Origin of the sequence: Actinacidiphila oryziradicis (assembly GCF_005047355.1) — a bacterium.
Lineage (GTDB): Bacteria > Actinomycetota > Actinomycetes > Streptomycetales > Streptomycetaceae > Actinacidiphila > Actinacidiphila oryziradicis.
Window position 1 is genome coordinate 156,638 of sequence record NZ_SUMC01000001.1, and the last position, 23,527, is coordinate 180,164.

The 23,527-nt window shown below is 69.8% G+C and carries 21 protein-coding genes, 1 tRNA gene and 2 pseudogenes; 9 read left to right on the plus strand and 15 right to left on the minus strand.

Going from position 1 to position 23,527, the window contains the following annotated elements:
* Window positions 1-1,405 precede the first annotated feature (1,405 nt).
* Window positions 1,406-2,641 (minus strand): MFS transporter, encoded by a 1,236-nt coding sequence (locus FCI23_RS00750; protein WP_136721451.1) that lies wholly within the window; start codon window positions 2,639-2,641, stop codon window positions 1,406-1,408.
* A 106-nt stretch (window positions 2,642-2,747) separates the two neighbouring features.
* On the opposite strand from FCI23_RS00750, the gene FCI23_RS00755 reads away from it, so the two are divergent.
* Window positions 2,748-3,389, plus strand: coding sequence for a CGNR zinc finger domain-containing protein (locus tag FCI23_RS00755; protein WP_136721452.1), 642 nt, complete (start codon window positions 2,748-2,750; stop codon window positions 3,387-3,389).
* Window positions 3,386-3,799: a globin gene (locus FCI23_RS00760; protein ID WP_136721453.1), complete on the plus strand. Its 414-nt coding sequence runs from the start codon at window positions 3,386-3,388 to the stop codon at window positions 3,797-3,799. Before FCI23_RS00755 ends, FCI23_RS00760 begins: the two co-directional genes overlap by 4 nt.
* A gap of 39 nt (window positions 3,800-3,838) precedes the next feature.
* Here the strand turns inward: FCI23_RS00760 and FCI23_RS56070 are convergent, their stop codons facing one another.
* The 8 genes from FCI23_RS56070 to FCI23_RS00795 form a co-directional block, all read right to left on the minus strand.
* Complete coding sequence (locus FCI23_RS56070) at window positions 3,839-3,979, minus strand: hypothetical protein (protein WP_169316634.1); 141 nt, start codon at window positions 3,977-3,979, stop codon at window positions 3,839-3,841.
* A gap of 112 nt (window positions 3,980-4,091) precedes the next feature.
* A complete protein-coding gene (locus FCI23_RS00765) occupies window positions 4,092-4,814 on the minus strand; it encodes a serine/threonine-protein kinase (RefSeq protein ID WP_136721454.1) in 723 nt (240 codons plus the stop codon).
* The gene (locus FCI23_RS00770) at window positions 4,811-5,233 is read right to left on the minus strand and encodes an acyl-CoA thioesterase (RefSeq protein WP_136721455.1); all 423 of its coding nucleotides are present in this window, start codon (window positions 5,231-5,233) and stop codon (window positions 4,811-4,813) included. Before FCI23_RS00770 ends, FCI23_RS00765 begins: the two co-directional genes overlap by 4 nt.
* The gene (gene ettA, locus FCI23_RS00775; RefSeq protein ID WP_136721456.1) at window positions 5,233-6,897 is read right to left on the minus strand and encodes an energy-dependent translational throttle protein EttA; all 1,665 of its coding nucleotides are present in this window, start codon (window positions 6,895-6,897) and stop codon (window positions 5,233-5,235) included. The genes FCI23_RS00770 and ettA overlap by 1 nt, the downstream gene beginning before the upstream one ends.
* A gap of 182 nt (window positions 6,898-7,079) precedes the next feature.
* Complete coding sequence (locus FCI23_RS00780; RefSeq protein WP_136721457.1) at window positions 7,080-8,498, minus strand: LAETG motif-containing sortase-dependent surface protein; 1,419 nt, start codon at window positions 8,496-8,498, stop codon at window positions 7,080-7,082.
* A 230-nt stretch (window positions 8,499-8,728) separates the two neighbouring features.
* The gene (locus FCI23_RS00785; RefSeq protein ID WP_136721458.1) at window positions 8,729-9,241 is read right to left on the minus strand and encodes a single-stranded DNA-binding protein; all 513 of its coding nucleotides are present in this window, start codon (window positions 9,239-9,241) and stop codon (window positions 8,729-8,731) included.
* 116 nt (window positions 9,242-9,357) lie between these two features.
* Window positions 9,358-10,959: a GTPase gene (locus tag FCI23_RS00790; RefSeq protein WP_136721459.1), complete on the minus strand. Its 1,602-nt coding sequence runs from the start codon at window positions 10,957-10,959 to the stop codon at window positions 9,358-9,360.
* A gap of 5 nt (window positions 10,960-10,964) precedes the next feature.
* Window positions 10,965-12,542, minus strand: a complete 1,578-nt coding sequence (locus FCI23_RS00795) for a dynamin family protein (protein ID WP_211265178.1) — start codon at window positions 12,540-12,542, stop codon at window positions 10,965-10,967.
* Between the two features lie 333 nt (window positions 12,543-12,875).
* On the opposite strand from FCI23_RS00795, the gene FCI23_RS00800 reads away from it, so the two are divergent.
* Window positions 12,876-12,951, plus strand: a tRNA-Arg gene (locus FCI23_RS00800).
* A gap of 550 nt (window positions 12,952-13,501) precedes the next feature.
* Here the strand turns inward: FCI23_RS00800 and FCI23_RS63520 are convergent.
* Both FCI23_RS63520 and FCI23_RS00810 read right to left on the minus strand, forming a co-directional pair.
* Window positions 13,502-14,551: pseudogene (locus tag FCI23_RS63520) on the minus strand (recombinase family protein); the annotation flags it as partial.
* Window positions 14,552-14,937: 386 nt separating this feature from the next.
* Window positions 14,938-15,099 carry a site-specific DNA-methyltransferase gene (locus tag FCI23_RS00810; RefSeq protein WP_136721461.1) on the minus strand — a complete coding sequence of 54 codons (162 nt, stop codon included), beginning with the start codon at window positions 15,097-15,099 and terminating at the stop codon, window positions 14,938-14,940.
* A 64-nt stretch (window positions 15,100-15,163) separates the two neighbouring features.
* Between FCI23_RS00810 and FCI23_RS00815 the strand changes: the two genes are divergently transcribed.
* The 3 genes from FCI23_RS00815 to FCI23_RS00825 all read left to right on the plus strand — a co-directional run bounded on the left by FCI23_RS00815 (window position 15,164) and on the right by FCI23_RS00825 (window position 18,250).
* Window positions 15,164-15,886, plus strand: a complete 723-nt coding sequence (locus FCI23_RS00815) for an IS6 family transposase (protein WP_246143192.1) — start codon at window positions 15,164-15,166, stop codon at window positions 15,884-15,886.
* A gap of 124 nt (window positions 15,887-16,010) precedes the next feature.
* Window positions 16,011-16,814 carry a class I SAM-dependent methyltransferase gene (locus FCI23_RS00820; protein WP_136721463.1) on the plus strand — a complete coding sequence of 268 codons (804 nt, stop codon included), beginning with the start codon at window positions 16,011-16,013 and terminating at the stop codon, window positions 16,812-16,814.
* A gap of 488 nt (window positions 16,815-17,302) precedes the next feature.
* Window positions 17,303-18,250: a DMT family transporter gene (locus FCI23_RS00825; protein WP_211265164.1), complete on the plus strand. Its 948-nt coding sequence runs from the start codon at window positions 17,303-17,305 to the stop codon at window positions 18,248-18,250.
* 276 nt (window positions 18,251-18,526) lie between these two features.
* On the opposite strand, the gene FCI23_RS00830 is transcribed toward FCI23_RS00825, so the two are convergent.
* From FCI23_RS00830 to FCI23_RS58110, 3 genes are all read right to left on the minus strand, one after another.
* Window positions 18,527-18,802, minus strand: coding sequence for a hypothetical protein (locus FCI23_RS00830; protein WP_136721464.1), 276 nt, complete (start codon window positions 18,800-18,802; stop codon window positions 18,527-18,529).
* A gap of 38 nt (window positions 18,803-18,840) precedes the next feature.
* Window positions 18,841-19,503 (minus strand): transposase, encoded by a 663-nt coding sequence (locus FCI23_RS00835; RefSeq protein WP_246143193.1) that lies wholly within the window; start codon window positions 19,501-19,503, stop codon window positions 18,841-18,843.
* A gap of 196 nt (window positions 19,504-19,699) precedes the next feature.
* A complete protein-coding gene (locus tag FCI23_RS58110) occupies window positions 19,700-19,855 on the minus strand; it encodes a hypothetical protein (protein WP_211265165.1) in 156 nt (51 codons plus the stop codon).
* Between the two features lie 113 nt (window positions 19,856-19,968).
* On the opposite strand from FCI23_RS58110, the gene FCI23_RS00845 reads away from it, so the two are divergent.
* The 3 genes and pseudogenes from FCI23_RS00845 to FCI23_RS00855 form a co-directional block, all read left to right on the plus strand.
* The gene (locus FCI23_RS00845) at window positions 19,969-20,385 is read left to right on the plus strand and encodes an NADPH-dependent F420 reductase (protein ID WP_211265166.1); all 417 of its coding nucleotides are present in this window, start codon (window positions 19,969-19,971) and stop codon (window positions 20,383-20,385) included.
* A 52-nt stretch (window positions 20,386-20,437) separates the two neighbouring features.
* On the plus strand, window positions 20,438-21,373 hold the full coding sequence (locus FCI23_RS00850; protein ID WP_136721465.1) for an SDR family oxidoreductase: 936 nt from the start codon (window positions 20,438-20,440) through the stop codon (window positions 21,371-21,373).
* Between the two features lie 68 nt (window positions 21,374-21,441).
* A pseudogene (locus FCI23_RS00855) lies at window positions 21,442-21,692 on the plus strand (NAD(P)-binding domain-containing protein); the annotation flags it as partial.
* Between the two features lie 102 nt (window positions 21,693-21,794).
* On the opposite strand, the gene FCI23_RS00860 reads toward FCI23_RS00855, so the two are convergent.
* Window positions 21,795-22,952 (minus strand): low temperature requirement protein A, encoded by a 1,158-nt coding sequence (locus tag FCI23_RS00860; RefSeq protein ID WP_136721466.1) that lies wholly within the window; start codon window positions 22,950-22,952, stop codon window positions 21,795-21,797.
* Window positions 22,953-23,527 lie beyond the last annotated feature (575 nt).

Sequence of the window (23,527 nt, forward strand, 5' to 3'; positions counted from 1 at the left end):
ACCAGCCGCCGCCCCCACCGCCCCCTCACTCGCCCACCCCACCCGGGGCGCTCCCGGGCGGCCCGGACACGGCCTCGCCATTTCTGATTGGCCGGGCGTGAGTGCGATTGGCTCCCTGCGGTCGCAAAGATCAAAGACGCTAACTGCGGAGGGGATGGGGGGCGGCTTGTCCCGCCGTTCGACCCTCGGGCCGGTGGGCGGCGGGCGTCAGGGCGGCTTGCGCGGCATCGGTCCGGTGGGTGCCTGGGGTCTCGTTGCCGGATCCTGGTAGAGATGGTCGGTGGCGACGCCCTGTTGCCCGTGGATGGCTGAACTGCCGTAACCGGCGGCTGACAGGCGCTTGGTGGCTTGGCCCCGGGTCGGGGGGCTGCTCTCCTGCCCGGTGAGCGGCAGGCGTCCGGGCCATGTCCGTCGGTCGCCTGCCGCCCCAGCGGAGGCGGGGGGTGGTGGCTCCGGTGGGGGGCTGGGGCAGGAACATTTTTGCGGTAGTTCAGGGCATTAGGTCCACGAATAAGACACCCTCACGGCCCCCGCTCGGCGTGTCGCCGTCCCATTCGCGAGCCGAGTGGATCCGCTCGCCGAAGAATCGTTTCAGCGGGAGCCGGGAGCCCTTCCCGTATGCGACATATCAGACAATTCCTCTCCTGCCTGCGCGCACTCCACCCCACGCCTGCGCGCACTCGCGTGAGACGGGAGTGTACGCAGGCATGAGTGGGAGTGCGCGCAGGCGGGCGGGTTGCGAGGCCGTTGGTGAGCCACCGCAGCCCGACGGGCCCCGGGCGGCCCCTTGGATGGATTTGAGTGCAGTTAATGAAGTCCAGAAGTGAACAATTAGGGCATATCTCTTCACTTTTAGCGCTGATGGCCTACATGGACCTGACAAGTTGGGCACGAAGTGGGGCACCCGCCACCCGTGGATGGCGGTGGCCCCTTTCGTGAACGGAGACCGCACCCTGGCCGTGCGGACCCCAACCATCCACCACCCCGAACCCGGCAGGAGCCACCCTCGCCCTGCCGGAACGTTTCTGCACCCCCCTGGACGCCCGCCGCCCACTGGGCGGAACGGGACCCCCCGGGCGCCCGTCGGCCCCCCCGCCCCGGAGCCCAGCCCCCAACCACCCGTCAGCCGCCGGTTACGGCAGTCCAGCCCCCACGAACAACAGGCGTCGCCACCGACCATCTCTACCAGGATCCGGCAACGAGACCCCGGACACCCACCGAACAAGAGCCGCACAAGCCGCCTTGACACCCGCAACCCACCGGCCCGGGAGCCAACCGACAAGACGAGCGCCCCTCCATCCCCTCCGCAGTTAGCGCCTTTATCTTTGCGACCGAAGGGAGCCAGCGCTCCCGCACGCCACCCACGCCGAGATGGCCCCACCGAAGCGGCGGCGCCCCCACCCGGTCACGCTGCAGCGACCCCTACCCGCCCCCCGCGCCGCTCCGTCGCCCAGAACAGCAGTGCGAGCACCGGGAACGCGGCGCCGAAGGAGGTCAGGGCAGTCCAGCCGCCGGCGTGGTAGGCGACGGAGCCGAATTGGGAGCCCAGGGCGCCGCCGACGAAGAAGGTGGCGATGTAGGCGCTGTTGAGGCGGGCACGGGCGCTGGAGTCGAGGCGGTAGATGGCGTGCTGGCCCAGGATCATGGTGGTCTGGACGGCCATGTCGATGAGGACACCGGCGAGGGCGAGAAGGACGACGCTGTGCCGGCCCAGCCCGGCCAGGGTGAAGGCGAGGGCTGCGGCGGCGAAGGCGGCGGCCGTCATCGGGCGGCCGAGGCCACGGTCGGCCCAGCGTCCGGCCAGCGGGGCGATGCCGGCACCACCTGCTCCGACGAGGGCGAACAGGCCGACCCCCAGTTGGGAGTAGTGGAACGAGGGGCCGGTGAGAACGTACGAAATGGTGGTCCAGAACGCACTGAAAACGCCGAACATGGCCGCCTGGTACAGGGCCCGGCGGCGCAGCTGGGCATGGGTTCGGACCAGGCCGGCCGTGGAGCGCAGCAGGCTGCCGTAGGGGATCCGGGTAGTGGGGGCGCGGCGTGGGAGGGCCAAGAACAGGGCGAGGGCAAGGGCCGCCATGAGGGCGGCGGATATGAGGTAGACAACGCGCCAGCTGGTGGCCTCGGCGAGGAAGCTGCTGAGGGTACGGGAAAGAAGGACACCGACGAGGAGGCCGCTCATGACGCGGCCGACGATGCGGCCCCGTATGTGATCGGGGGCAAGATCGGCAGCGAAGGGGACGAGGATCTGGGCGACGACGGAGGTCACTCCGACGATCAGGGCGGCGGCGAGGAGCACGGGGAAGTCGGGCGCGGTGCCGACCAGGATGAGCCCGGCGGTGGTGACTGTGAGGAGTATCGCTATCAGGCGCCGGTTCTCGGTGCGGTCACCGAGGGGGACAAGGAGCAGCATGCCGGCGGCGTAGCCGAGCTGGGTGACGGTGATCAGCGCACCGGCGGCCACCTCGTCGATGTGGAAGGACTGGCCCAGGGCGGCCAGTAGCGGCTGCGCGTAGTAGAGGTTGGCGACGGTCAGCCCGCAGGAGACGGCCAGGAGCAGGACGAGCCAGCCCGGAGGGGCGGACGCCGCTTCCTCGGTCGGAACGGCGGCTCGTATATCGGAGTCGCTGGGCGTGGCCATGGGCACCTCACAGACATCGGGGAACCAGTTAAATCGGTGCGCAGAACCAGTTTAATCGGTGCGCGCCAGTACCGGTCAAACCGGTGCCGCTAGTAAACTGAGCTCCATGGAGACCCTTCACTTCCGGCAGGGGGCCGGGCGGCTGTGCCTGGACTTCATCCGCACCCTGCGCCACCGGGGCACGGCGGAGGCCACGGAGGAGCTGCCCGACGCCGCCGCCCTGGCCGCCTGGGTCCGCCAGTGCGGCCCGGGCGGCCTGTGTGAAACCGACCTGCCGAAGGACCCGAAGGTACGGAAGGAACTCCCGGAAGACCTGCCCAGCGAGGCCCGCAGGCTCCGGGAGGCGGTCTCCGAGCTGCTCCGGACCGGGTCCGGATCCTGCGGGGCCGAGGTGACGGAGCGGATCAACCGGGCGGCGGCGCATCCCGTACCGGCGCCGAGCCTGGATGCGTCGGGCCGGCTGCGCTGGCATGCGGCAGACCCCGTATCGGCCACCCTCGCCCTCGTCGCCCGCGACGCGCTCGACCTCGCCACCTCCCCCGCCATCACCCGCGTCCGCGAGTGCGCCGACCCGGGCTGCTCCGCCCTCTTCCTCGACAGCTCCCGCCCCGGCACCCGGCGCTGGTGCTCGATGGACGCGTGCGGCAACCGCGCCAAGAAGAGCACCCTGCGCAAGAAGGCCTCCGCGAGCGCGGAGGTCGTAGGACCCGGGTCCTCGGCCGGGACGTCTGAGAGCATGGGGGTGTGAACGAGATCCCGCACGGCACGGTGGACCCGGTGGAGCAGCAGACCTTCTACGAGGCGGTCGGCGGCGAGGAGATCTTCCGCCGTCTGGTGCGGCGTTTCTACGAGGGCGTCGCGGAGGACCGCGCGCTGCGGGCGCTGTATCCGGAGGAGGATCTGGGCCCGGCGGAGGAGCGGCTGCGACTGTTCCTGATCCAGTACTGGGGCGGCCCGCGCACGTACAGCGACAACCGGGGGCACCCGCGGCTGCGGATGCGTCATGCGCCGTTCGCGGTGGACCGGGCGGCGCATGACGCATGGCTGCGGCACATGAGGGACGCGGTGGATGAGCTGGCGCTCGCGCCGGAGTACGAGCGCCAGCTGTGGGACTACATGGTGTACGCCGCCGCCTCCATGGTGAACACGGCGGGCTGAGGCGCAGCGCCGCCCTGCGGCGCTTTCCCGCTACGCGCCCTACGCGTTCGCCTTGATCAGGTCGACGCACTTCTCACCGATCATCATCGTCGTGATGCACGGGTTGACGGTGACGAGATACGGCATGACCGGCCCGTCGGCGAGCGAAGCAGGGAGCAGCGTACGGAGACCACCGCCCACGGGACGCTTGAGCCGAGGGCGGGTGCGGGGGGGCGCGTGGGGCGGGTGCGACTGCGGTGTTCGTGCCGCTGACGCCGCTGGGCTGATCCGGTAGGGCTGCCGCCCGGCCGGATCAGCCCAGCGGCGTCAGACCGAGCCCGCTGCCGGGCGCCGAAGCCCGTCGGACGGCGACCGAGCCGTAGGGCGTACGGAGCCGGAGCCAGGGGCCCGAGGCGAGGAGGGTCAGCGGCTCTTCGGGGGGCCGGTCCTGGCCGCGCGGGGCCGGGACGGCCGGGACCGGGATGCGGGCGGGCCGGAGGAAGCCCAGCGCGTGCGCGGCGTGGACGGCTCGGAGGGGGAGGCCTGTGGTGCCGAGCTGCCGGGACCAGATGGCGTCGGCGAGGGAGTCGAGAGCGGCACGGGTGCGGCCGTCCGAGGGCAACTGCTCGGTGCGGGTGCGGAATTCGGCGACGGCGGCGACGGCGACCGCCCGGATGTCGCCGGGGGACGGCAGGCCTTCGACCTGCCGCCAGCCGCCGCGCGGCGGGAGCAGCCCCGCCCAGGCCGGGCCGGTCACCGACGCCGGGACGACCAGCGGGCCGGCCGTCTCGGTGACGGAGTCGACCGCGTCGAGGAGCTGGCCGGCGGAGACGGTGGCGTCCAACGCCACCGGGGCGGCCAGCTCCGCCGTACGGACGGCGAGTACGCCCCCGAAGGGCGGGTGGCCGAAGACGGCGAGGACGCCGGCCGCCGCCTGTATCCGCACGACCGCGGCCTTGTCCCAGCGGAGCAGCCGGGCCAGGAAGGCGGCGATGTCGGCAGCCTCCCTGACGTCGGCGAGGTGCGGCGCCGTCATACGGCGACGGCTTGCTCGTGGTACTCGGCGAGGAAGAGCCGCTCCTCCGGGGTGATCCGGCGCGGCCGGGCCTCGGCGAGGACGTACGGGACAATGACGGTGGAGGCCCGGACGTAGACGGTCTCCTCGTCCTTGATCTCGTAGGAGAGGGTGAGCGCCGCCGCGTTGATCTTCGTCACCCAGGTCTCGATGGTCACCGGCTCATGCCGATGGACCAACGGCCGCAGGTAGTCGATCTCGTGGCGGGCCACGACGGACCCGCCCTGGAACGACGCGCTGCCCTCGCCCGGCGCCAGCCGGAACATGAAGTCGATCCGCGCCTCCTCCAGATAGCGGAGGAAGACCACATTGTTGACGTGGCCGTACGCGTCCATGTCCGACCAGCGCAGCGGGCAGCGGTAGATGTGGCGGCGGCCCATCAGCCGCGGGTCAGCTTCTTGTAGGTGGCGCGGTGCGGGCGGGCGGCGTCGGCACCGAGCCGCTCGACCTTGTTCTTCTCGTACGACTCGAAGTTGCCCTCGAACCAGTACCACTTGGAGTCGCCCTCGTAGGCGAGGATGTGCGTCGCGACCCGGTCCAGGAACCAGCGATCGTGAGAGATGACCACGGCCGCACCGGGGAACTCCAGCAGCGCGTTCTCGAGCGAGGACAGGGTCTCGACATCCAGGTCGTTGGTCGGCTCGTCGAGGAGCAGCAAGTTGCCGCCCTCCTTCAGGGTGAGCGCCAGGTTGAGGCGGTTGCGCTCACCGCCGGAGAGCACACCGGCCGGCTTCTGCTGGTCCGGGCCCTTGAAGCCGAACGCGGAGACATACGCCCGGGACGGCATCTCGACCTGGCCGACGTTGATGTAGTCGAGCTCGTCCGAGACAACGGCCCACAGCGTCTTCTTGGGGTCGATGTTGGCACGGCTCTGGTCGACGTAGGAGATCTTGACGGTCTCGCCGACCTTGATCGAACCGGTGTCGGGCTCTTCCAGTCCCTGGATCATCTTGAAGAGCGTGGTCTTGCCGGCACCGTTGGGGCCGATGACTCCGACGATGCCGTTGCGGGGCAGGGTGAAGGAGAGGTCATCGATGAGCAGCTTCTCGCCGAAGCCCTTGGTGAGGTTCTGCACCTCGACGACGATCGAGCCCAGGCGCGGGCCCGGCGGGATCTGAATCTCGTCGAAGTCCAGCTTCCGCATCTTGTCCGCCTCGGCGGCCATCTCCTCGTACCGGGCGAGCCGGGCCTTGGACTTGACCTGGCGGCCCTTGGCGTTGGAGCGGACCCACTCCAGCTCTTCCTTGAGGCGCTTGGCGCGCTTCGCGTCCTTCTGGCCCTCGACCTTGAGGCGGGAGGCCTTCTTCTCCAGGTAGGTGGAGTAGTTGCCCTCGTAGGGGTGGGCGCGGCCGCGGTCCAGCTCCAGGATCCACTCGGCGACGTTGTCGAGGAAGTACCGGTCGTGAGTGACGGCGACGACGGTGCCGGCGTACTTGGCGAGGTGCTGCTCCAGCCACTGGACGGACTCGGCGTCCAGGTGGTTGGTGGGCTCGTCGAGCAGCAGCAGGTCGGGGGCTTCGAGCAGCAGCTTGCAGAGCGCGACGCGGCGCTTCTCGCCACCGGAGAGGGTGGTGACCGCCCAGTCGCCGGGCGGGCAGCCCAGCGCGTCCATGGCCTGCTCCAGCTGGGCGTCGAGGTCCCAGGCGCCTGCGTGGTCGAGCTGCTCCTGCAATTGGCCCATCTCGTCCAGGAGCGCGTCGGAGTAGTCGGTCGCCATCAGCTCGGCGATCTCGTTGAACCGGTCGAGCTTGCCCTTGATCTCGGCCACGCCGTCCTGGACGTTCTCCAGCACGGTCTTGGACTCGTCCAGCGGCGGCTCCTGGAGCAGCATGCCGACGCTGTAGCCGGGTGAGAGGTACGCCTCACCGTTGGACGGGTGCTCCAGACCGGCCATGATCTTCAGGACGGTGGACTTACCGGCGCCGTTCGGTCCCACGACGCCGATCTTGGCGCCGGGCATGAAGTTCAGGGTGACGTCGTCCAGGATCACCTTGTCGCCGTGCGCCTTGCGCGTCTTGCGCATGGTGTAGATGAACTCAGCCAAGAGAAACCGTCCGGCATTAGATGAGTGGGCAGAGATACACCCCATCTTGCCGTACGCCATCCCGGGCACGGAAATGGGCGACTGCTGGGGCGGAGACGGCGGACCGCCTCGTTGGTCACCCGGCGAGGATCGAGCCGGTGATCAACGAGGCGGTCCGGAACGCGGGGACGACCGCCTGGCCGTTACTCGGCGGGAGTCGCCGGCTTCTTCTTACGGAGCAGGAACACCGCGCCGCCGCCGACCACGACCAGTGCGATCGCGACACCGGCGATGACCGGAGTGGCGCTGCTGCTGCCGGTCTCGGCGAGGTTGCCGCCGGTGGTGGAGCTGCTGCTGCCGCCGCCGACCGAGGCCGCGCTGGGCGCGGAGGACGGGGTGGCGCTGCTACCGCCGCTGCCGCTGCCGGCGGTCTTGCAGTCGAGGACGCCCTCGAAGGTCTTCTCGAAGCCGTTCGGCCCAGAGATGGTGATCTTGTACGACTGGTCCTCGGCGACCGGGACGGTGATGGTCTCGGACTTGCCGGGGGCGACGGTGTGCTCCTTGCCCGCGAGCGTGAAGGTGAAGTCCTCGTCGCCCTCATTGGTCGCGGTGACGTCCACACCGCTCTTGGCGCAGTCCACCTCGGCGGTGACGGCGGGTATCGCGCCCTTGTTCGCCCAGGTGCCGCTCGCGGTGGCGGAGACGGTGCTGTCGCTGGAGCCGGCGAGGATCTGCACCTGGCTGGTGCTGTCGATGCCGGTGAACGCCCGGCCGACCGGGAGCTTGGTGGTCGCGGTGACGCTCAGCGAGGTGGTGCCCGCGGCGGTGCCGGCGGGCACGTCGAAGTAGAGCTCCGAGCCGTCGGACACGGTGGTGACCGGCTTGCCGTCCTTGCCGACGATGGTGACGCCGGAGGGGGCGCCCGGGGCGAGGCTCACCTGGGCGGTGCCCGCGTTGGTGCGCACGGTGACCGGACCGAGCTTGTCGCCGACCTTGCCGGAGACCGCGGTCGGCTCGAGGGTGAGGGACGCCTCGGGCTCGGCGAGGTCCTTGGCGTTCTTCTCAAGGAAGTTCGCCAGTGCCTCGGCGTCCTTGTTCACCGCGTCGACCTTGGCGTTGTCCGAGAAGCGCCAGATGGCGACCTGGGTGCCGGCCGCGGCCAGCTGGGGAGTGAGGGTGCCATCGATGCCCGCGGTCTTCGCCAGCGCCGCGAGGTCGTTCACCTGCGGGTAGGAGTTCTGCAGGATCCAGTTGATCTTCTTGGCGTTGGCGTTGGCGTGCAGGCTCGTCTGGTCCCAGGAGACTTCCTGGTACTTCGCCTTGTCCTGCGTGGGGTTGTGGATGTCGATGCAGTACGTCTGGATCGTTCCGCCGCCGGTGACGGACATCTCAAACAGGCCCGCGGGCTCCGGGCGGTCGTTGCCGTTCTCGTGGATGACTGCCTGGTCGAAGGTCTTCAGACCTCCGAGCGTGGCGGTGGCGCCTCCCGCCGTGGGGGTCACGCCGTCCGCGGCAGCGGACCCGGCGCCGGTTATCGCGCCTGCGGCGACCAGGCCCGAGGCCAGGACGACAGCGGCAAGACGGGCGACGCCGCGCCTATGAGACCTTTGAAGCGTGAACATGGAAATCCCCTCCGGACGGGGCCGGTCGTGGGGGTGCCCCGCCTGCAGTTTCGATCCCCCGTGTGGTTACCGGAGCATCCTAGGAACGAGGGGTGCTCGAGCCATCACGATTCGCACCGGCGGTCGAATCCGAATCGCAATCGTTACCCGAAAGCGTGAATGAAAGTGTGATTGTCGATAAATAGCCGACCCCAAATGACAGCGAACCTCACTGAAGTCTCCTGTCCGGATTATCCGGAAACCGCCATCGCCGCCAGCTCGGATGCATGCCCAGGCGCATGTTCGGGCACCCGTTCAGGCACCCGTTCGGAGACGGCTTCCGGCACGGCTTCCGGCGCAGCCGCCGCGACCACCGAGACCGGAGCCACAAGTTCCGGCCGCGCCACCGAAACCCGGCGGAACGCCGAGGTCCCGCGCGTGAGATCGTGGCCCACCGCGACCGCGTCGATGTCCGCCGAGATGTACCGCTGGCCGTTCCGCTCCTCCTCCCGGACCCGCAGCCGCCCCTGGATCACGAGCGGTTCGCCGATCCCCACCGAGGCCATCACGTTCTGCCCCAGGCCGCGCCAGGCCCACACCGTGAAGAAGCTGGTGGGCCCGTCCGACCAGCCTCCGTTCTTCTGGTCCCAGCGGCGCGCCGTGGTCGCCAGCCGGAACCGGGCGACATTCACGCCCGCCGGGGTATTCCTGATTTCCGGCTGCGTCGCGACATTTCCCACGACGGTCACCAACGTCTCGTTCATCCGTCTGCTCTCCCCCGTTGCCCTTTGTCCTTACGGGAACATCGTGCACGGAAAAGCCCGGTTGCGGTGAAACCATCTTCATTCTGTGGATTACTGGCGGGTTGTGGACAACTCCGTCACCCGAAAGTGGAGTCTCGCCATGGACCCGCCATGAGCCCGTACTGCTCCCGCACCTCGCGGTAGCGCAACAGCTCCGACGCGACCGGTTCCAGCACCCGCGCCCGCCCGCAGTCCGCCGCCGCGTCCCGCAACCGTCGCTCCGCCGCCTGCCCGTACCGCTGGGCCGGCCCCCGAGCCGCGAGCCGGGCCGCCCAGGCCAGTACGGGCCCGCCGAGCGCCCCCGTGCCGAGCAGCGCGGCGGCCAGCCACCACGGTGCCGCCACCGGACCCGCGGTGCCCCCCGCGAAAGCCGCCGCGCAGACGACCCCCGCCACCGCTAGCACCGCCAGCAGCCACTGCGCAGTGCCGACCGCCGACCACCACCGCGGCCGCTCGGGCGCCCCCGGGCCCGCCCGTACCACCGCCGCCTCCAACGCGGCCGGCAGCGTCTCACCCCCGCGCCGGGCGGCCTCACGCACCGCCAGCGCCCAGGGCCCGGGAAGCCCGGCCGTGGCCGCCCGGGCAAGCGCGCGCACCGCCTCGTCGACCACCGGACGGGAAGCGGCGAGAACGAGTTCGGGTCCCAGGCCCCGGGGTTCCTGAGGCGCCCTCACCAGCCGCTCCCACGGCGCCCCGCACGCCTCGGCCGCCGCTCGCGCCCACTCCCGCTCCGCCGCTTCCCCAATTGCCTCCGCGCCCACCGACTCCGCGAGCCGCCCGGCGAACGCCTCCCGTGCGGCATCCGTGAGCCCGGCCACGCCCTCGCCGACGTAGAACGGCTTCAGCCGCGCCGCCGTACGGTCCATGTCCGCCGCCAGCCGCCGGAGCGCGGCGCCGCGCTCCGCGACCAGCCGGCCCAGCGCCGCACGCAACTCCGGCATACCCTCCCCCGTCCTCGCCGACGCGGCGAGCACCAGCGCCCCCGCCTCGCCGTGCTCGCCCACCGCCAGCCCGTCCTCGTCGAGCAGCCGCCGCAGGTCGTCCAGGATCTGGTCGGCGGCTTCCGACGGCAGCCGGTCCACCTGGTTGAGGACGAGCAGCGTCACATCCGCGTGCCCGGCGAGCGGTCGCAGATAGCGCTCGTGCAGCACCGCGTCCGCGTACTTCTCCGGGTCGAGCACCCACACCACCACGTCCACGAGCGCCAGCAGCCGGTCCACCTGGTCGCGGTGGCCGGGCGCAGCCGAGTCGTGGTCGGGCAGGTCCAGCAGTACGAGCCCCGCCAGCTCCCCGTCCCCGTACCGCGTGTGCCGGCCGCGCGAAGCCACGCCCAGCCGGTCCAGCAGCCCGTCCGCGCCCTCAGCCCCACCAGCGCCCTGAGCACCGTCCGCCCCCGCCGCTTCGCCAGTCGCATCCCAGACGCACGCCACCGGTGCGGACGTCGTGGGCCGGCGCACCCCCGCCTCCGACAGCTCCCACCCCACCAGCGCGTTGAACAGCGTCGATTTCCCGCTCCCCGTGGCCCCGGCCAGCGCCACCACCGTATGGTCCGGCGACAGCCGCCGCCGCTCCCCCACCCGGTCCAGGAAGCGTCCGCTCTCCGCGAGCGCGTCCGGGCTGACCCTGGTCCGCGACAGCCCGAGCAATTCGCCCAGCGCGTCCACCCGCTCTGTGAGCATTCCGGTCACCTCTCCCTCTGCAGTACGGACAGTGCCGCGATCAGCGCCGCCTGCTGCCGCGCTGTCACATCCAGTGCGTCCAGCGGACCCAACCGCCGTTCCCGCTCACCCTTCAACAGCGCCCCGACTGCCGTCTCCAGCTCCGCCCGGCCCTGCTCCAGCAGCCGCCGCACCGCCTCCGCCCCAACGGCCCCGGCGAGCCGCCCGCCCGCCCCGGCGCCGCGCTGGCCGCCCAGCAGCGCAGCCGCCAGCAACGCGGCCACCGTCTCCGGGTCGACCTGCGCCCGCGGGCCCTCGTACGCCATCCGGGTAATCCCGCGCCGCCACCCCCGCACCGCGGCGTCGACCCGGTGCGCCACCCCGTCGTCCGTACCGCCCCCCGCCTCGATCAGGGCGACCCCCGCACGCTCCCGGTGCCATTTGTCCACGGTTCGTTCATCGGCCGCCGCCACCTCCGTACGCAACAGCGCCGCCAGCCCCTCCCCCAGCGCGAACTGCAAGGCCTCCGGCCCGCACCCCGGATACCCTCGCCAGCACACCAGCGCCTCCCCCGCCAGCGGCTCCCCCTCCGCCACCGCGGCCGCGATCCGCTCCGCCGCGCCCTCGTACGCCTGCTCCGCGCACCGCGCCAGCCGCGCCGCCGCCGCATGCTGCACTGCCGACGCACTCGCCAGCGCCGACAGCCGCGAGCCCAGTGACTCCATCGCCCCGGCCGCGGTACGCCGCGCCGCCTGGTGCCGGGCGGCGGCATCCTCCGCGCAGTGCGTGAGCCACCCGCTCAGCGCCGCCACCGCCGTGTGCGGCAGCAGCCCACCGCCACCCGCCGACTCCGGCAGCTCGGGCACCGTGAAGCGCGGCACATCCCCGAGCCCGGCCTTCGCCAGCAGCGCCCCGTAATGCTCCGACACGTCCTCCGCGATCTGGTGCGGCACCCGGTCCAGCACCGTCGCCAAGGTGACGTCGTACTCCTTCGCCGTACGCAGCAGATGCCACGGCAGCGCGTCCGCGTACCGCGAGGCGGTCGTGACCAGGATCCAGATGTCGGCGGCGCAGATCAGCTCCGCGGCGAGGTCCCGGTTCCGTTCCACCAGCGAATCGATGTCCGGCGCGTCCAGCAGCGCCAGCCCACGTGGCAGCCCGTCATCCGTCTCCAGCCGCAACCGCCCGCCGTCCGTCTCCTCATCCTCCCGCCGCCGCTCCCCCTCCGCCGTCCTCGGCGCGCACACCCGCCCCAGCCCCGGCAGGATCCTCGGGTCCGCGAACCACGCCCGGTCCCCCGGATGGCACACGAGCACCGGCGTACGCGTCGTCGGCCGCAGCACCCCCGCCTCGCTCACCCGCCGTCCCACCAGGGAATTCACCAGCGTCGACTTCCCCGCCCCCGTCGATCCCCCGACCACCGCGAGCAACGGCGCTTCAGGGGCGCTCAGTCGGGGCACCAGGTAGTCGTCGAGCTGTGCCAGGAGCTCCCGGCGCGTACGGCGCGCCCGGGCGGCGCCGGGAAGGGGGAAGGGAAAGCGCGCGGCATCGACGCGGTCGCGCAGCGCCGCCAGCGCGTCAAGCAGCTCGGGCCGTACGTCCAAGATCGCCACAGCCGCAGAATGCCCCATTTTGGTGGATTTTTGAAGCGTATTCCGTCCAGTTCACGCCTTTCGGCCCGCAAGGACGCACCAAAGGGACAATCGGGCCGGAGGGGACGCGGGCATAACGAGTGCACAACAGCCGCCCTTTGGGGCGCCAAAACCGGTGCACTATTCGGACCTGCCTGCGATTATCAGACCCGCTTCACCGAATCCACACAACGTGCCATGCAGGTGAAGCGCCCGGCAGCACCTCCGCACCGCCCTATCCTTGTCCCCGGCAAGGTCACGAAACCGTGGGCACCAAGGGGCGGTGACAATCGCCGCCGTTGTCCGGCCCCCGTAGCTCAGTGGATAGAGCAGGCGCCTTCTAAGCGCTTGGCCGCAGGTTCGAGTCCTGCCGGGGGCACCAAACCGAGCGTTGCGCGAAAACTCGGCTCTTGGCCGACGCTTCGCGCAAGCTCGGGCAGTCTGAAGACCGGCACGATACTGTTGCGGCTCTCCACACGGATCTCGTGGATCAAGGTCTCGAGCAGTGACTTCACCACTGCGGGTGTACCGGTGTCGATCGGTTCGCGGATCCCGGCGCGGAGCACTGCCAGGTCCTCCTCGCCCGGCGCGGTGAGGTCTGCGAGGGTGAGCGTCTCCTCCAGGTCTCGACGTCGCCCGCGCAGCTGCGCTGCCTTCTCCCCGAGGGCCTGTACGCGCGGGCCGCAAATTGCGTGGGTCAGGTCACCGGATTCGAACGCGGTCAGGTACCGGTCGATCCCTGCCTCTGCTGCGGCCAGCTCCTTGTTCACGGCGTCGAGCTCGTCCTTGACGTGCTGCTGTCCGTCCGCACGCCGTTCGGCTGTGGCGGCGACGGCTTGGGCGATCATGTCGGCGTCCGCGTAGGTGTCGAGCAGCGCCTCCAGGACGGCCTGTTCGAGCTGTTCGGCGGGGAGGCGGTCGGCGGCGCAGCGGCCCTTGCCGTAGCGCCCGAGGGAGAAGCAGGTGTAGTACCGGTACCGGTATTTGTTCCCTGTCGCCGATGTCCCCACGTACCGCTTCCCGCAGCGGTTGCAGGTGACCCGTCCGGCGAGCAGGTAGGCGCTGCTGTTGGAGGCTCTGCGGGAGTAGTCGTCGCCGCGGGAGGCGATGATTTGTTGTGCTTGTTCGAAGATCTCCGGGTGGATGAGGGTGGGGTGCGGGTCGTCGGCCCGGTGCCAGGTGCCGCGGAAGTAGACCTCGCCGAGGTAGGAGCGGTTGCGCAGGACTACCATGACGCTGGCGCCGCTCCAGCACTTGCCGTTCTTGGTTCGGTGTCCGCGCTCGTTGAGTTCCTTGGCCAGAGCTCGCGTCCCCATGCGGGCGTTGACGTACAGGTCGAAGATGACCGGGATGAGTGGTGCCTCACGGTCCACCGGGGTGAGCATGCTGGTGGCGGAGTCCAGTTCGTAGCCGTAGGGCCGGTAGCCGCCGCACCATTGGCCGCGTGCGGCCTTTCGTTCCATGCCGTTGATGACGCGGTCGATAATGGTCTCTCGCTCGAACTGGGCGAAGACGCCGAGCATCTGCACCAGCATCCGGCCGACCGGCGTCGAGGTGTCGAAGGGTTCTGTGGCCGACCGGAAGGCAGTCCCTGACTCGTCCAGCTGGTCCAGGATGTCTACGAGGCCGCGCAGTGACCGGGACAGTCGGTCGACCCGGTAGACGAGGAGCACATCGAAGCGCTTGGCTTGTGCTGCGGTCAGAGCTCGCTGCAGGCCGGGCCGTTCTGTTGTCGCCCCGGATGCCTCATCTCGATAGGGCGTGCCCGCCAGTTCCCAGCCGGGTTGGGAGGCGATGTAGGCGCGGAGTTTTGTCTCCTGCGCCTCCAGGCTGAAGGGCTGGTGCTCCTCGTCGGTGGAGATGCGGATGTACATCGCAACCCGCAGCGTCCGTTCCGTGGTCTGATCTTGCGGCCTAACGGCCCGGGTGCGTCGGGCCATCAACGTACTCCCAGTCCACGCTCGCGGGTGGGGGAACCCCATGGGGACGGCGACCACGCTGCGGCGCGGGCAGACGCCCTCGGGATCCTGGAACAAATGGGGTACATCGTGGACCTCCTGCGGGCACAGCAACCTCGGCGAGCAGAATCCCCGTCGCCGTGTCAACGATGGACGCTCGAAGCGGGGCGGGTGTCAAGCCGTCCGCTACCGGTCGCCACTGGCACTCCCGCCGCTGGTCGACCCACGTCGTTTCTCCCACCAGTCCGCCAGCAGAAAGCTCAACGCGGCAATCGCTCGTCTCTCCTGCTGGGGACTCAGCGGTACGGTCTCGATCTTGGAAACCGACAGAGGAGGCCGACGACCCTGCCGCCCAGATCGGCTTCGGGCGTCCCGGCAACACCTTTCCGGGCCGGGGGCGGGCTGACCGGTCATACAGACCCTTGCTCGTTCACAACGTCTTGGTCGTCGTGGCCGTAGCCGCAGGGTCGGTAGTACGGCGGTGAGGTGACGACACAGTCGGCGCTGCCGGCGGGGAGTTGGGGGAGCGCCTCGACGGCGTCGCCGAACAGCAGGATGACGGGCGTCGTCAAGTTGAGTAGGGCGTCTCGGGCCTGGGATGATCGCCGGGTTTGCTGATCTTCCCGGGGAGGGGTTGTGGTGGAGTCGGGGTCGCCGTCGTACAGGGGGTTCCGGTTCCCGGCGGAGATCATCTCCCATGCGGTGTGGCTGTACCACCGCTTCCCGCTGTCCTTCCGCGAGGTCGAGGAGCTGCTGCTCGCCCGCGGGGTCATCGTCTCCCACGAGACCATCCGGCAGTGGTGCGAGAGGTTCGGCCCGCAGTACGCGGCCGCACTGCGCCGCCGCCGGCCGCAGGCCGGCGATAAATGGCACCTCGATGAGGTGTTCATCAAGGTCAACGGGGTGCGGCAGTACCTGTGGCGCGCGGTGGACCAGGACGGCAACGTGCTGGACATCCTGGTCCAGTCCCGGCGGGACGCGAAGGCCGCGAAGCGGTTCATGGCCAAGCTCATGAAGAAGCAGCGCCGGGTACCCCGGGTGCTGGTCACCGACAAGTGCCGCTCCTACGGGCCGGCTCACCGGGAACTGATGGGCTCGGTGGAACACCGGTCACACAAGGGACTGAACAACCGGGCGGAGAACTCGCATCAGCCCACCCGCCAGCGCGAACGCGCGATGAAGTACTTCCGCTCACCCCGGTCAGCCCAGAAGTTCCTCGCCGCATTCAGTCAGATCTCGCCCCATTTCCGGCCCCGACGTCATCTGATGGCCGCATCCGAGTACCGGGCCGAGATGACCCTCCGCTTCGCCATCTGGGACCGCATCACCGGCGTCACCACCCTGCCCCCCACGGCCTGAACCAGGGCCAGTCACCCGGCCCCACCACGACTCACACACCTCAACCAACCCGCGAGCCCGACAAGTTGACAACGCCCGGTGGCCGGATCGAGCCCGCCCTGCGGCCGTCTGCCAGAATCGCCGCATGGCTGAGCACGACACCGACCGCGGCTACCTGCTGGACAACCGGCAGTCGGAGGCGGGTATCCGTTTCGGTGCCCTCGCCGAGCTGTTCGACCCGGTGACGTTCCGGCACGTCGACCGGCTCGGGATCGGTGCCGGCATGCGGTGCTGGGAGGTCGGCGCCGGCGGTCCCTCCGTACCCCTCGGGCTGGCCGAACGAGTCGCCCCGAAAGGTACGGTGATCGCCACCGACATCGACGTGTCCTGGACCCGGGACATCGCCGGCGGCGTGATCGAGGTGCTGTCCCACGACGTGGCGGCCGACCCGCCACCGCCCGGCGGCTTCGACCTCGTGCACGCCCGGCTGGTCCTGGTGCACGTCACCGACCGCACCGAGGCACTGCGCCGGATGGTCCAGGCGCTGCGGCCCGGCGGCTGGCTGCTCCTGGAGGACGCCGACCCCACGTTGCAGCCGCTGCTGTGCCCGGACGAGTCAGGTCCCGAACAGCGGCTCGCCAACCGGTTGCGGTCCGGCTTCCGCACCCTGATGGCGGCGCGCGGCGCGGACCTCACGTACGGCCGGACCCTGCCCAGAGTGCTACGCGAAGCCGGTCTGGACGATGTGCAGGCCGACGCGTACTTCCCGATCACCTCGCCGGCATGTGCCGTGCTCGAAGACGCGACGGTGCGGCAGATCCGCCACCATCTGGTAGGGGAAGGGCTTGCCACCGACGAGGAGATCGACCGTCACCTGGCGAACGTCGCCACCGGACGGCTCGACCTGGCCACCGCCCCGATGATCTCCGCGTGGGGACGCCGCCCGTAACCCCTCCCCGACTGCCCATCAGACGGCTCCCGGCGGTCGACACCAGCCGGCCGCCCCCAGACGTACTGCACCCACAGGATTCTCCTCATCGGCAGCGTTTTGACGTCCAGCACAGCTTCGGCGTTGAACCCTGCCCCCGCACCCACGGCGCGGGGCGTGGTCGAGGCACAAGAAGCCGGTGAATGTCCGCCGCTGCTTCAATCCGCCCCCAGAGGCCATCGCCGAGGTCACCGCCTGCTCGCCCCCGGTCACAGCCGCCGGTGACCCGTCCGGTCCAGGAGCTCGGCCGTCGTATTCCGCCAGGTACGATCGCTGGGTGAACACCTACTGGCACGTCGTTCTGCCGCCGCTCTGCGCCTGACCGGGCGCAGACACTGACGGTTTGACCCCGGACCCCGGCCGGCCCGCAGGGCGGTCAGGGGTCTCATGTCGTACGCCCGTTTCGAACCCAGTCCCCTGAGGCATTCGACGACGGAAGATCCACGACTGTGCCGAACCACACTTCCTCCCTGGCTCCCGCCCGCCCGCAACTCTCCCGCGCTGGCCTCATGGGCGGCCCCGTGCCCATCCTCACCGCGGCCGTGCTGTGGGGCACAACCGGGACCGCCGGCTCCCTGGCCCCTGCCGGTGCACCGGCAGCGGCCGTCGGCTGTGCCGGTCTCGCCCTCGGCGGCGTTCTGCTGTTCCTCACCTCCCGCGACGCCAGCGCCCTGCCCGCCGCCTGCACACGCTCCGAGCGGTGGCTGCTCGTTCTGGGTGCGCTGGCGGTGGCCGGATATCCTGTCACCTTCTACCCGGCCGTGGCCCGCAGCGGCGTGGCCGTGGCCACCGTGACCGCGCTGGGCAGCGCGCCGGTCTTCACCGGACTGCTGTCCTGGACCACCGGCGGGGCCCGGCCGACCGCACGCTGGACCGGCGCCACCGCAGCCGCCGTGCTGGGCTGCACCCTGCTGGTGCTGGGCCCCGAGCTCACCGGACACGCCACGCCCATGGACCTGACGGGCATCGCGCTCGCCGCCTGCGCCGGACTGTCCTACGCCGCCTACTCGCTGATCGGCGGCAAGCTCATCACGAGCGGACACCCGTCCAATGCGGTGATGGGCTTGATGTTCGGCGCCGCAGGGCTGCTGGTCCTGCCGCTCGTGCTGTCCACCAGCACGCACTGGCTCGCCACCACCCGTGGCATGGCGGTGGCCCTGCACCTCGCCCTGTTCACCGTCTACCTGGCCTATCGGCTCTTCGGACGCGGACTGCGCCACACCCCCGCATCGGTGGCCACGACGCTGACCCTGGCCGAACCCGCTGTCGCAGCGCTCCTGGGCGTCACCGTCCTCGGTGAACGCCTGCCAGCCGCCTCCTGGTGCGGCCTGGCCGTCCTCGCCCTGGGCCTGGCCATCCTCACCGCTCCCGCCGGCACCGAGCGCCGGGAACGCTAGACCACCAGGCACTCCTGGGGGTCGGTCCCAGGGCCCACCCCTGGGACCGACCCGGAGCCGCTGCGGTGTGTCGGGGCACCCTCGCCCGTGGTGCCAACCTCAGACAGCGTCTGCAGACCTCACGATGGAGTCACTTGTCACCTTCAGATCTTGCTCCTGATCGCACTGAGCGAAGTCAGAACTGACCTACCACTGGAGTCAATTGTCGGTTCTGGCACAGATCTTGGGGAGCGGTCGCGGAGCGCGACGCGCCGTTCGAATCCGCTCGCTGTTCGACTATTCAAGGGCTCGGTAGTCAGGTGACGGATCTACCAGCTCGGGGTGCTCTGCTGTGTATCGATCGCCGTGGATCGCCAGCATCGCCCAGTGCCAAGCTTCGTCGTGAAAGATCAGTCCGCGGTATGGCGCATCAGCCGGCTCGTATGGGTATCGCGCCAATGCGGCTTCTCTGGCCTCCTGCGGCGACAGGCCGCCGTGATGCTGCATTACCCATGCGTAGCCATGCCGCTCGGACTGCAGGTAGTCGAGATACTCGGCTTCTTCCCATGTCACGGCTCAACGGTAGACCGGTCGCCGAAGGCGTCGCCGTGTTACTGAAGCAGGATCATCTTCCGAAGCAAGTCGAAGCCGGCGCGCCCGTAGAGCTGCCTCTTGATCTTCTTGATGCGGTTCACGGCTCCTTCAACGCTGCCGGAGCTCCACTCCAGGGTGAGGCCGGCGGTCACGGCGTCGAGGTCTCGGAGCATGTGGAGGGCGAAGCCGGTCAGGCCGGGTAGCTGGCTGGCTTCTAGGGCATCTATCCAGGCAGGGAGCTTGGCTCCGAGGCGTCCGCTGAGTATTTCGCAGAAGTCGCGGATGTGCCCGGCGGCCGTGTCCAGTTCCGGGCAGCGGGCCTGGACTTCTTTCAGGCCGGCGCGGTCTTCTTCGCTCAGGGCTGCGGGGTGGCGGGTGAGCCAACCGGTCACCTGCCGCACTGTCGGTGGTCGGGGCGGGGTACTGGAGGGGACGGTGCGCAGGGTGGCGATGTGGGCGCGGACCATGGGGTAGGTGACGGGAGCGTGCTGGGCGAGCAGTTCCCTGTGTAGCTGGGTGGCGCTGGTGCAGCCCGCGGTGAACCGTTGTTCCAGGTAGGGCTTGTACGGGTCCAGCTTGCTGGGCCGCGGGCGGTTGCCGGGGCAGGTGTCCTGCCGCCATCGCGCCCGCGTCCCGGGCCTCCCGCCACTCGATGATGTGCGAGTGGTACAGCCGCTCACGGCGCAGGATCGCGCCCTTCTCCCCGTTCGGGGCCGCGTCGTACTCCGCGACGATCCGCAGCTTGTACTCCGCGGAGAACGACCGCCGCTTCGGGCGCGGTGCCGGGTCCTGCTCAGAGTTGGTGGTGCTGGCCATACCGGGTCTACTCCTGTCTCGCCCATCCAGACTGATACGAAAATCAACCGTTCCTGCAGGTCAAGCCGCGTCGACGGATTGGAGGGCGACTTGATAGCCGAGCTGGTTGAGCTGGCCGACGAGACGGCGGGTCTTGCGTGCCTTGCCGTCGGTGCCGAGGCGTTCGAGGAAGTAGTCGGGGCCGAGGTCCTGGTATTCGACGTCGTTGCTGATCATGTGCCAGGTGGAGACGAGGATGGAGTGGCCGACGGCGACCAGGGCACGTTTCTTGCCGCGCCGGGCAGCGATCCGCTTGAACCGGGAGCCGAGGTAGGTGGCGCGCCGCAGCGGTGGTTAGCGAGTACGGGGACGCACTACGCGGCAAGATCATCATCGACATCACCAACCCCGTCACCCCCGATTTCAAGGGCCTTGTCACCCCCGACGGCAGTTCCGGCGCACAGGAGATCGCCAAGGCCGCCCCCGCCGGCGCGCATGTCGTCAAGGCGTTCAACACCCTGTTCTCCAATGTGCTGGCCGCCGGCCCAGCCGAGGGCCGCCCATTGGACGTGTTCATCGCCGGCGACGACCCACAGGCAAAGGCACGCGTGTCAGCGTTCATCGAGAGCCTAAGACTGCGCCCGATGGACACCGGGCAGCTGCCAATGGCGCGGACACTGGAGAACGCCGGCCTGCTGGAGCTGGGCCTCGTCGCCAACTCCGTCAGGCACACCAACTTCTCCCTCGGCGTCAGCATTCTCAGCTGAGCGCACCCGCACCATCAATTTTCGCGCCACATCATTCACAAGGAGCAGTAGCGTGCGCGTTTTCGTCACAGGCGGGACCGGCCATTCCGGTTCGTACATCATCCCCGAGCTCATCGCCGCCGGGCACGAGGTCACCGGCCTGGCCCGGTCGGACACGGCTGCGGCGGCGGTGTCCGCGCTCGGCGCGAAGGTGCGTCGCGGCGACCTCGAGGATCTCGACGGGCTCAAGGAGGCGGCCGCGGATTCCGACGGCGTCATCCACGTCGCGCACAGGCAAGACCTGCTTCCGTCCGGCGGGATCGACGCCGTGGCCGCCGCGGAGCTCCCGATCATGCTCGCGTACGGCGAGGCACTCGCGGAAACAGGAAAGCCGCTGGTCGCGGCAGGGAGCATTGGCTCGCCCGGGAACCTGGGCCGGCCGGCCACCGAGGAGGACCCGGCCCTTCCCGGTGGCGATGAGTACAGGGGCACCCTGCGGGTTCGTAACGTCGTGGAAACCGCCGTAGTCGGCCTCGCCGAGCGGGGAGTGCGGTCTTCGGTCGTGCGGATTGCCAACATCGCGCACAGCACGACCGATCGTGCCGGCTTCCTCGTGCAGCTGATCGCGCTCGCGAAGGAGAAGGGCTTCGTCGGCTACCCCGGAGACGGCGCGAACGTGTGGAACGCCGTGCACGTCCGCGATGTCGCCTCCTTGTTCCGCTTGGCGCTGGAGAAGGGGCCGGCTGGCAAATATTGGCACGCGGTTGGGGACGGGGCCATCCCGCTCCGCGAGATCGCCGAGGCCATTGGCAGCCGTCTGGGCCTGCCCGCCGTGAGCGTTCCCGCGGACGTACTGATGGTGCCGGGATACTTCGGGTTCCTCGCGAACATAGTCACGCAGAACTACCCGGCGTCCAACCTCATCACCCGCCGGACCCTCGGCTGGGAACCCGCTCAGCCCAGCCTGCTCGCCGATTTGGACAACGGCCATTACTTCTCGGCCAACTGACGGCAGGAACCCGAATCGCAACGAGTCCGGCAAATGACAAGGGTACGGCTCTTCTGGAGGGACGGAATATGACGACTGTGGGATTCATCGGAAGCGGCAACATCGGCAGTACCGTCGCGCGGCTCGCCGTCGAGGCCGGGCACCAGGTCGTGCTCAGCAACTCGCGCGGTCCGGAAACGCTCGCGGACACTGCCGCGGAACTGGGGCCGCGGGCGTCCGCGGGGAGGCCGCGGCGGCCGGTGACATCGTCGTGGTCACGGTGCCGGTCAATGCCTTCCCTAGCTTGCCCGCCGCGCCACTGGCCGGGAAGACGGTCATCCCGGCTTACGGGCGGCTGCGCTGCGCGCGCCCCTTCGGCGCCGGTCACCGGCACGCTCCCGCCCCCTCTTCCGCGCTCTTGCGAGGTCGCCTCCTGGAGTGCTCACGCCGGGCCTGGTGGGGAGGCGGCCGCCGCTCGTGCCGCCAGGATGACGGCGCTGGCGATCATGGCTACGCTGACCAGCCCGGACAGCAGAACCGCCCAGTGTCCGGCGAAGGTGCACGCCAGCACGAGTACGGCGGAGACCGGGAGCACCATCCACTGAGCGGTCTCGCGCTTGTCGTGCCGGGCGTGCACCGCCCAGGTCGCGACCAGGAACACGGCGATCGGCACCGTCACGGCGGCGGCCGCCGCGAGCTGCGAGATGTGCGTCTTGCCGATGACCTTGTACACGGCGACCTCCAGGCCCGCGCCCACGGCGGCGCCGGAGGCGAAGACGAAGTAGTGGCCGTACCCCCACGCGAAGGGTGGGGTCTCGTCCTGGGCCAGGTGCTCGTGGATGGGTACGTCGAAGTAGATCCAGTAGGCGGCGAAGACCAGCAGGAGGCCGCCGCCCGCGATGGGCAGAAGGTCGAACAACACGTTCTTCTCGTCGAGTGCCACCTGCACGGCGACGGTGGAGGCCGAGATGGTCTCACCCAGGATGATCATGGTGAACAGCCCGTAACGTTCCGCGATGTGGTGCGGGTGCCAGGATGTCGCCTGGTGCCGCTCGGCGATCACCGGGACGGAGACTTCGCAGATGGCCAGGGTCACGAAGCCCCAGGTCCAGACCGATCGGGGAAGCAACACCATTATCAGCCAGCCCAGTTGGACGAGGGCGAGTCCGGTGGCGTAGCGCACGGCGGTCTGGCGGACGGGTCCCGTCTCGCTGCGGGCTACCCTCAGCCACTGAAGGGTGAGCGCCGCGCGCATGATGAGGTAGCCGACGACAGCGACGGTGAAGTCGTGGTGGTCGAATGCCCTGGGGACCCCGGCCGCGAGGACCAGCACCCCGGACATCTGTACGAGCGTCGCGAGCCGGTAGGCGACGTCGTCGGTGTCGTAGGCGGAGGCGAACCAGGTGAAGTTCACCCAGGCCCACCAGATGACGAAGAAGACGAACGCATAGCTGGTCAGCCCGTAGCCCGGGTGCCCCTCCGCCTCGGCGTTCACCAGGCGGTTACCAGCCTGGGCCACCGCCACGACGAAACAGAGGTCGAAGAGAAGTTCCAGGGGTGTGGACACCCGGAACTCCTCTTCCCGGCTGCGAGCCGTCATTCGGCGGAACGGCGTGACGAGGTGCTCCTGGCCGGACCCTCGCGGGGGGTTACCGGCCACGGCCCGCGAGGTTCCCTGCGAGTGCCCTCCGGACGACGTCTGTCACATTCACGGCGACCTGCCTTCGATGAGCTGGGCCGGATGCCAGGCGGGCGTCCGCGCCAGGCTCCGAGCGGACGCGGCGATGCGGTCGGTCGGCGCCAAGCTCATTGCTGGCTTGAAGTTTCCGCCGGCGGGCGAGGTGGTGCCCGAGGTGGACCTCGAAGCGGCGGTAGCCGAGGTGCGGCGCCGCAAAAAGTTCGAAGTCTCGCAGCGCCCCCCTATGAGTCTTCTTCCAGTGCCTGCTTCGCGTCGCCGGTGGGCGGGGTTTGTCCTTCCAGCGTGCGACCGTGGCGCCGACGCCGCAAACTGAAGCCGTAGGGGCGCGCATTCGGTGGCGTCCCACCAGAGGAAGGTCGGCCATGAGCATCTTCGGAACGTTCGCAAGAAGCCACGCTGCAGCCACCACTACCACTGGGATGCGAAGCACCACCGCTGCGTAAAGTAGTAGCCGAACCAACACAGCGAAGCCCCGA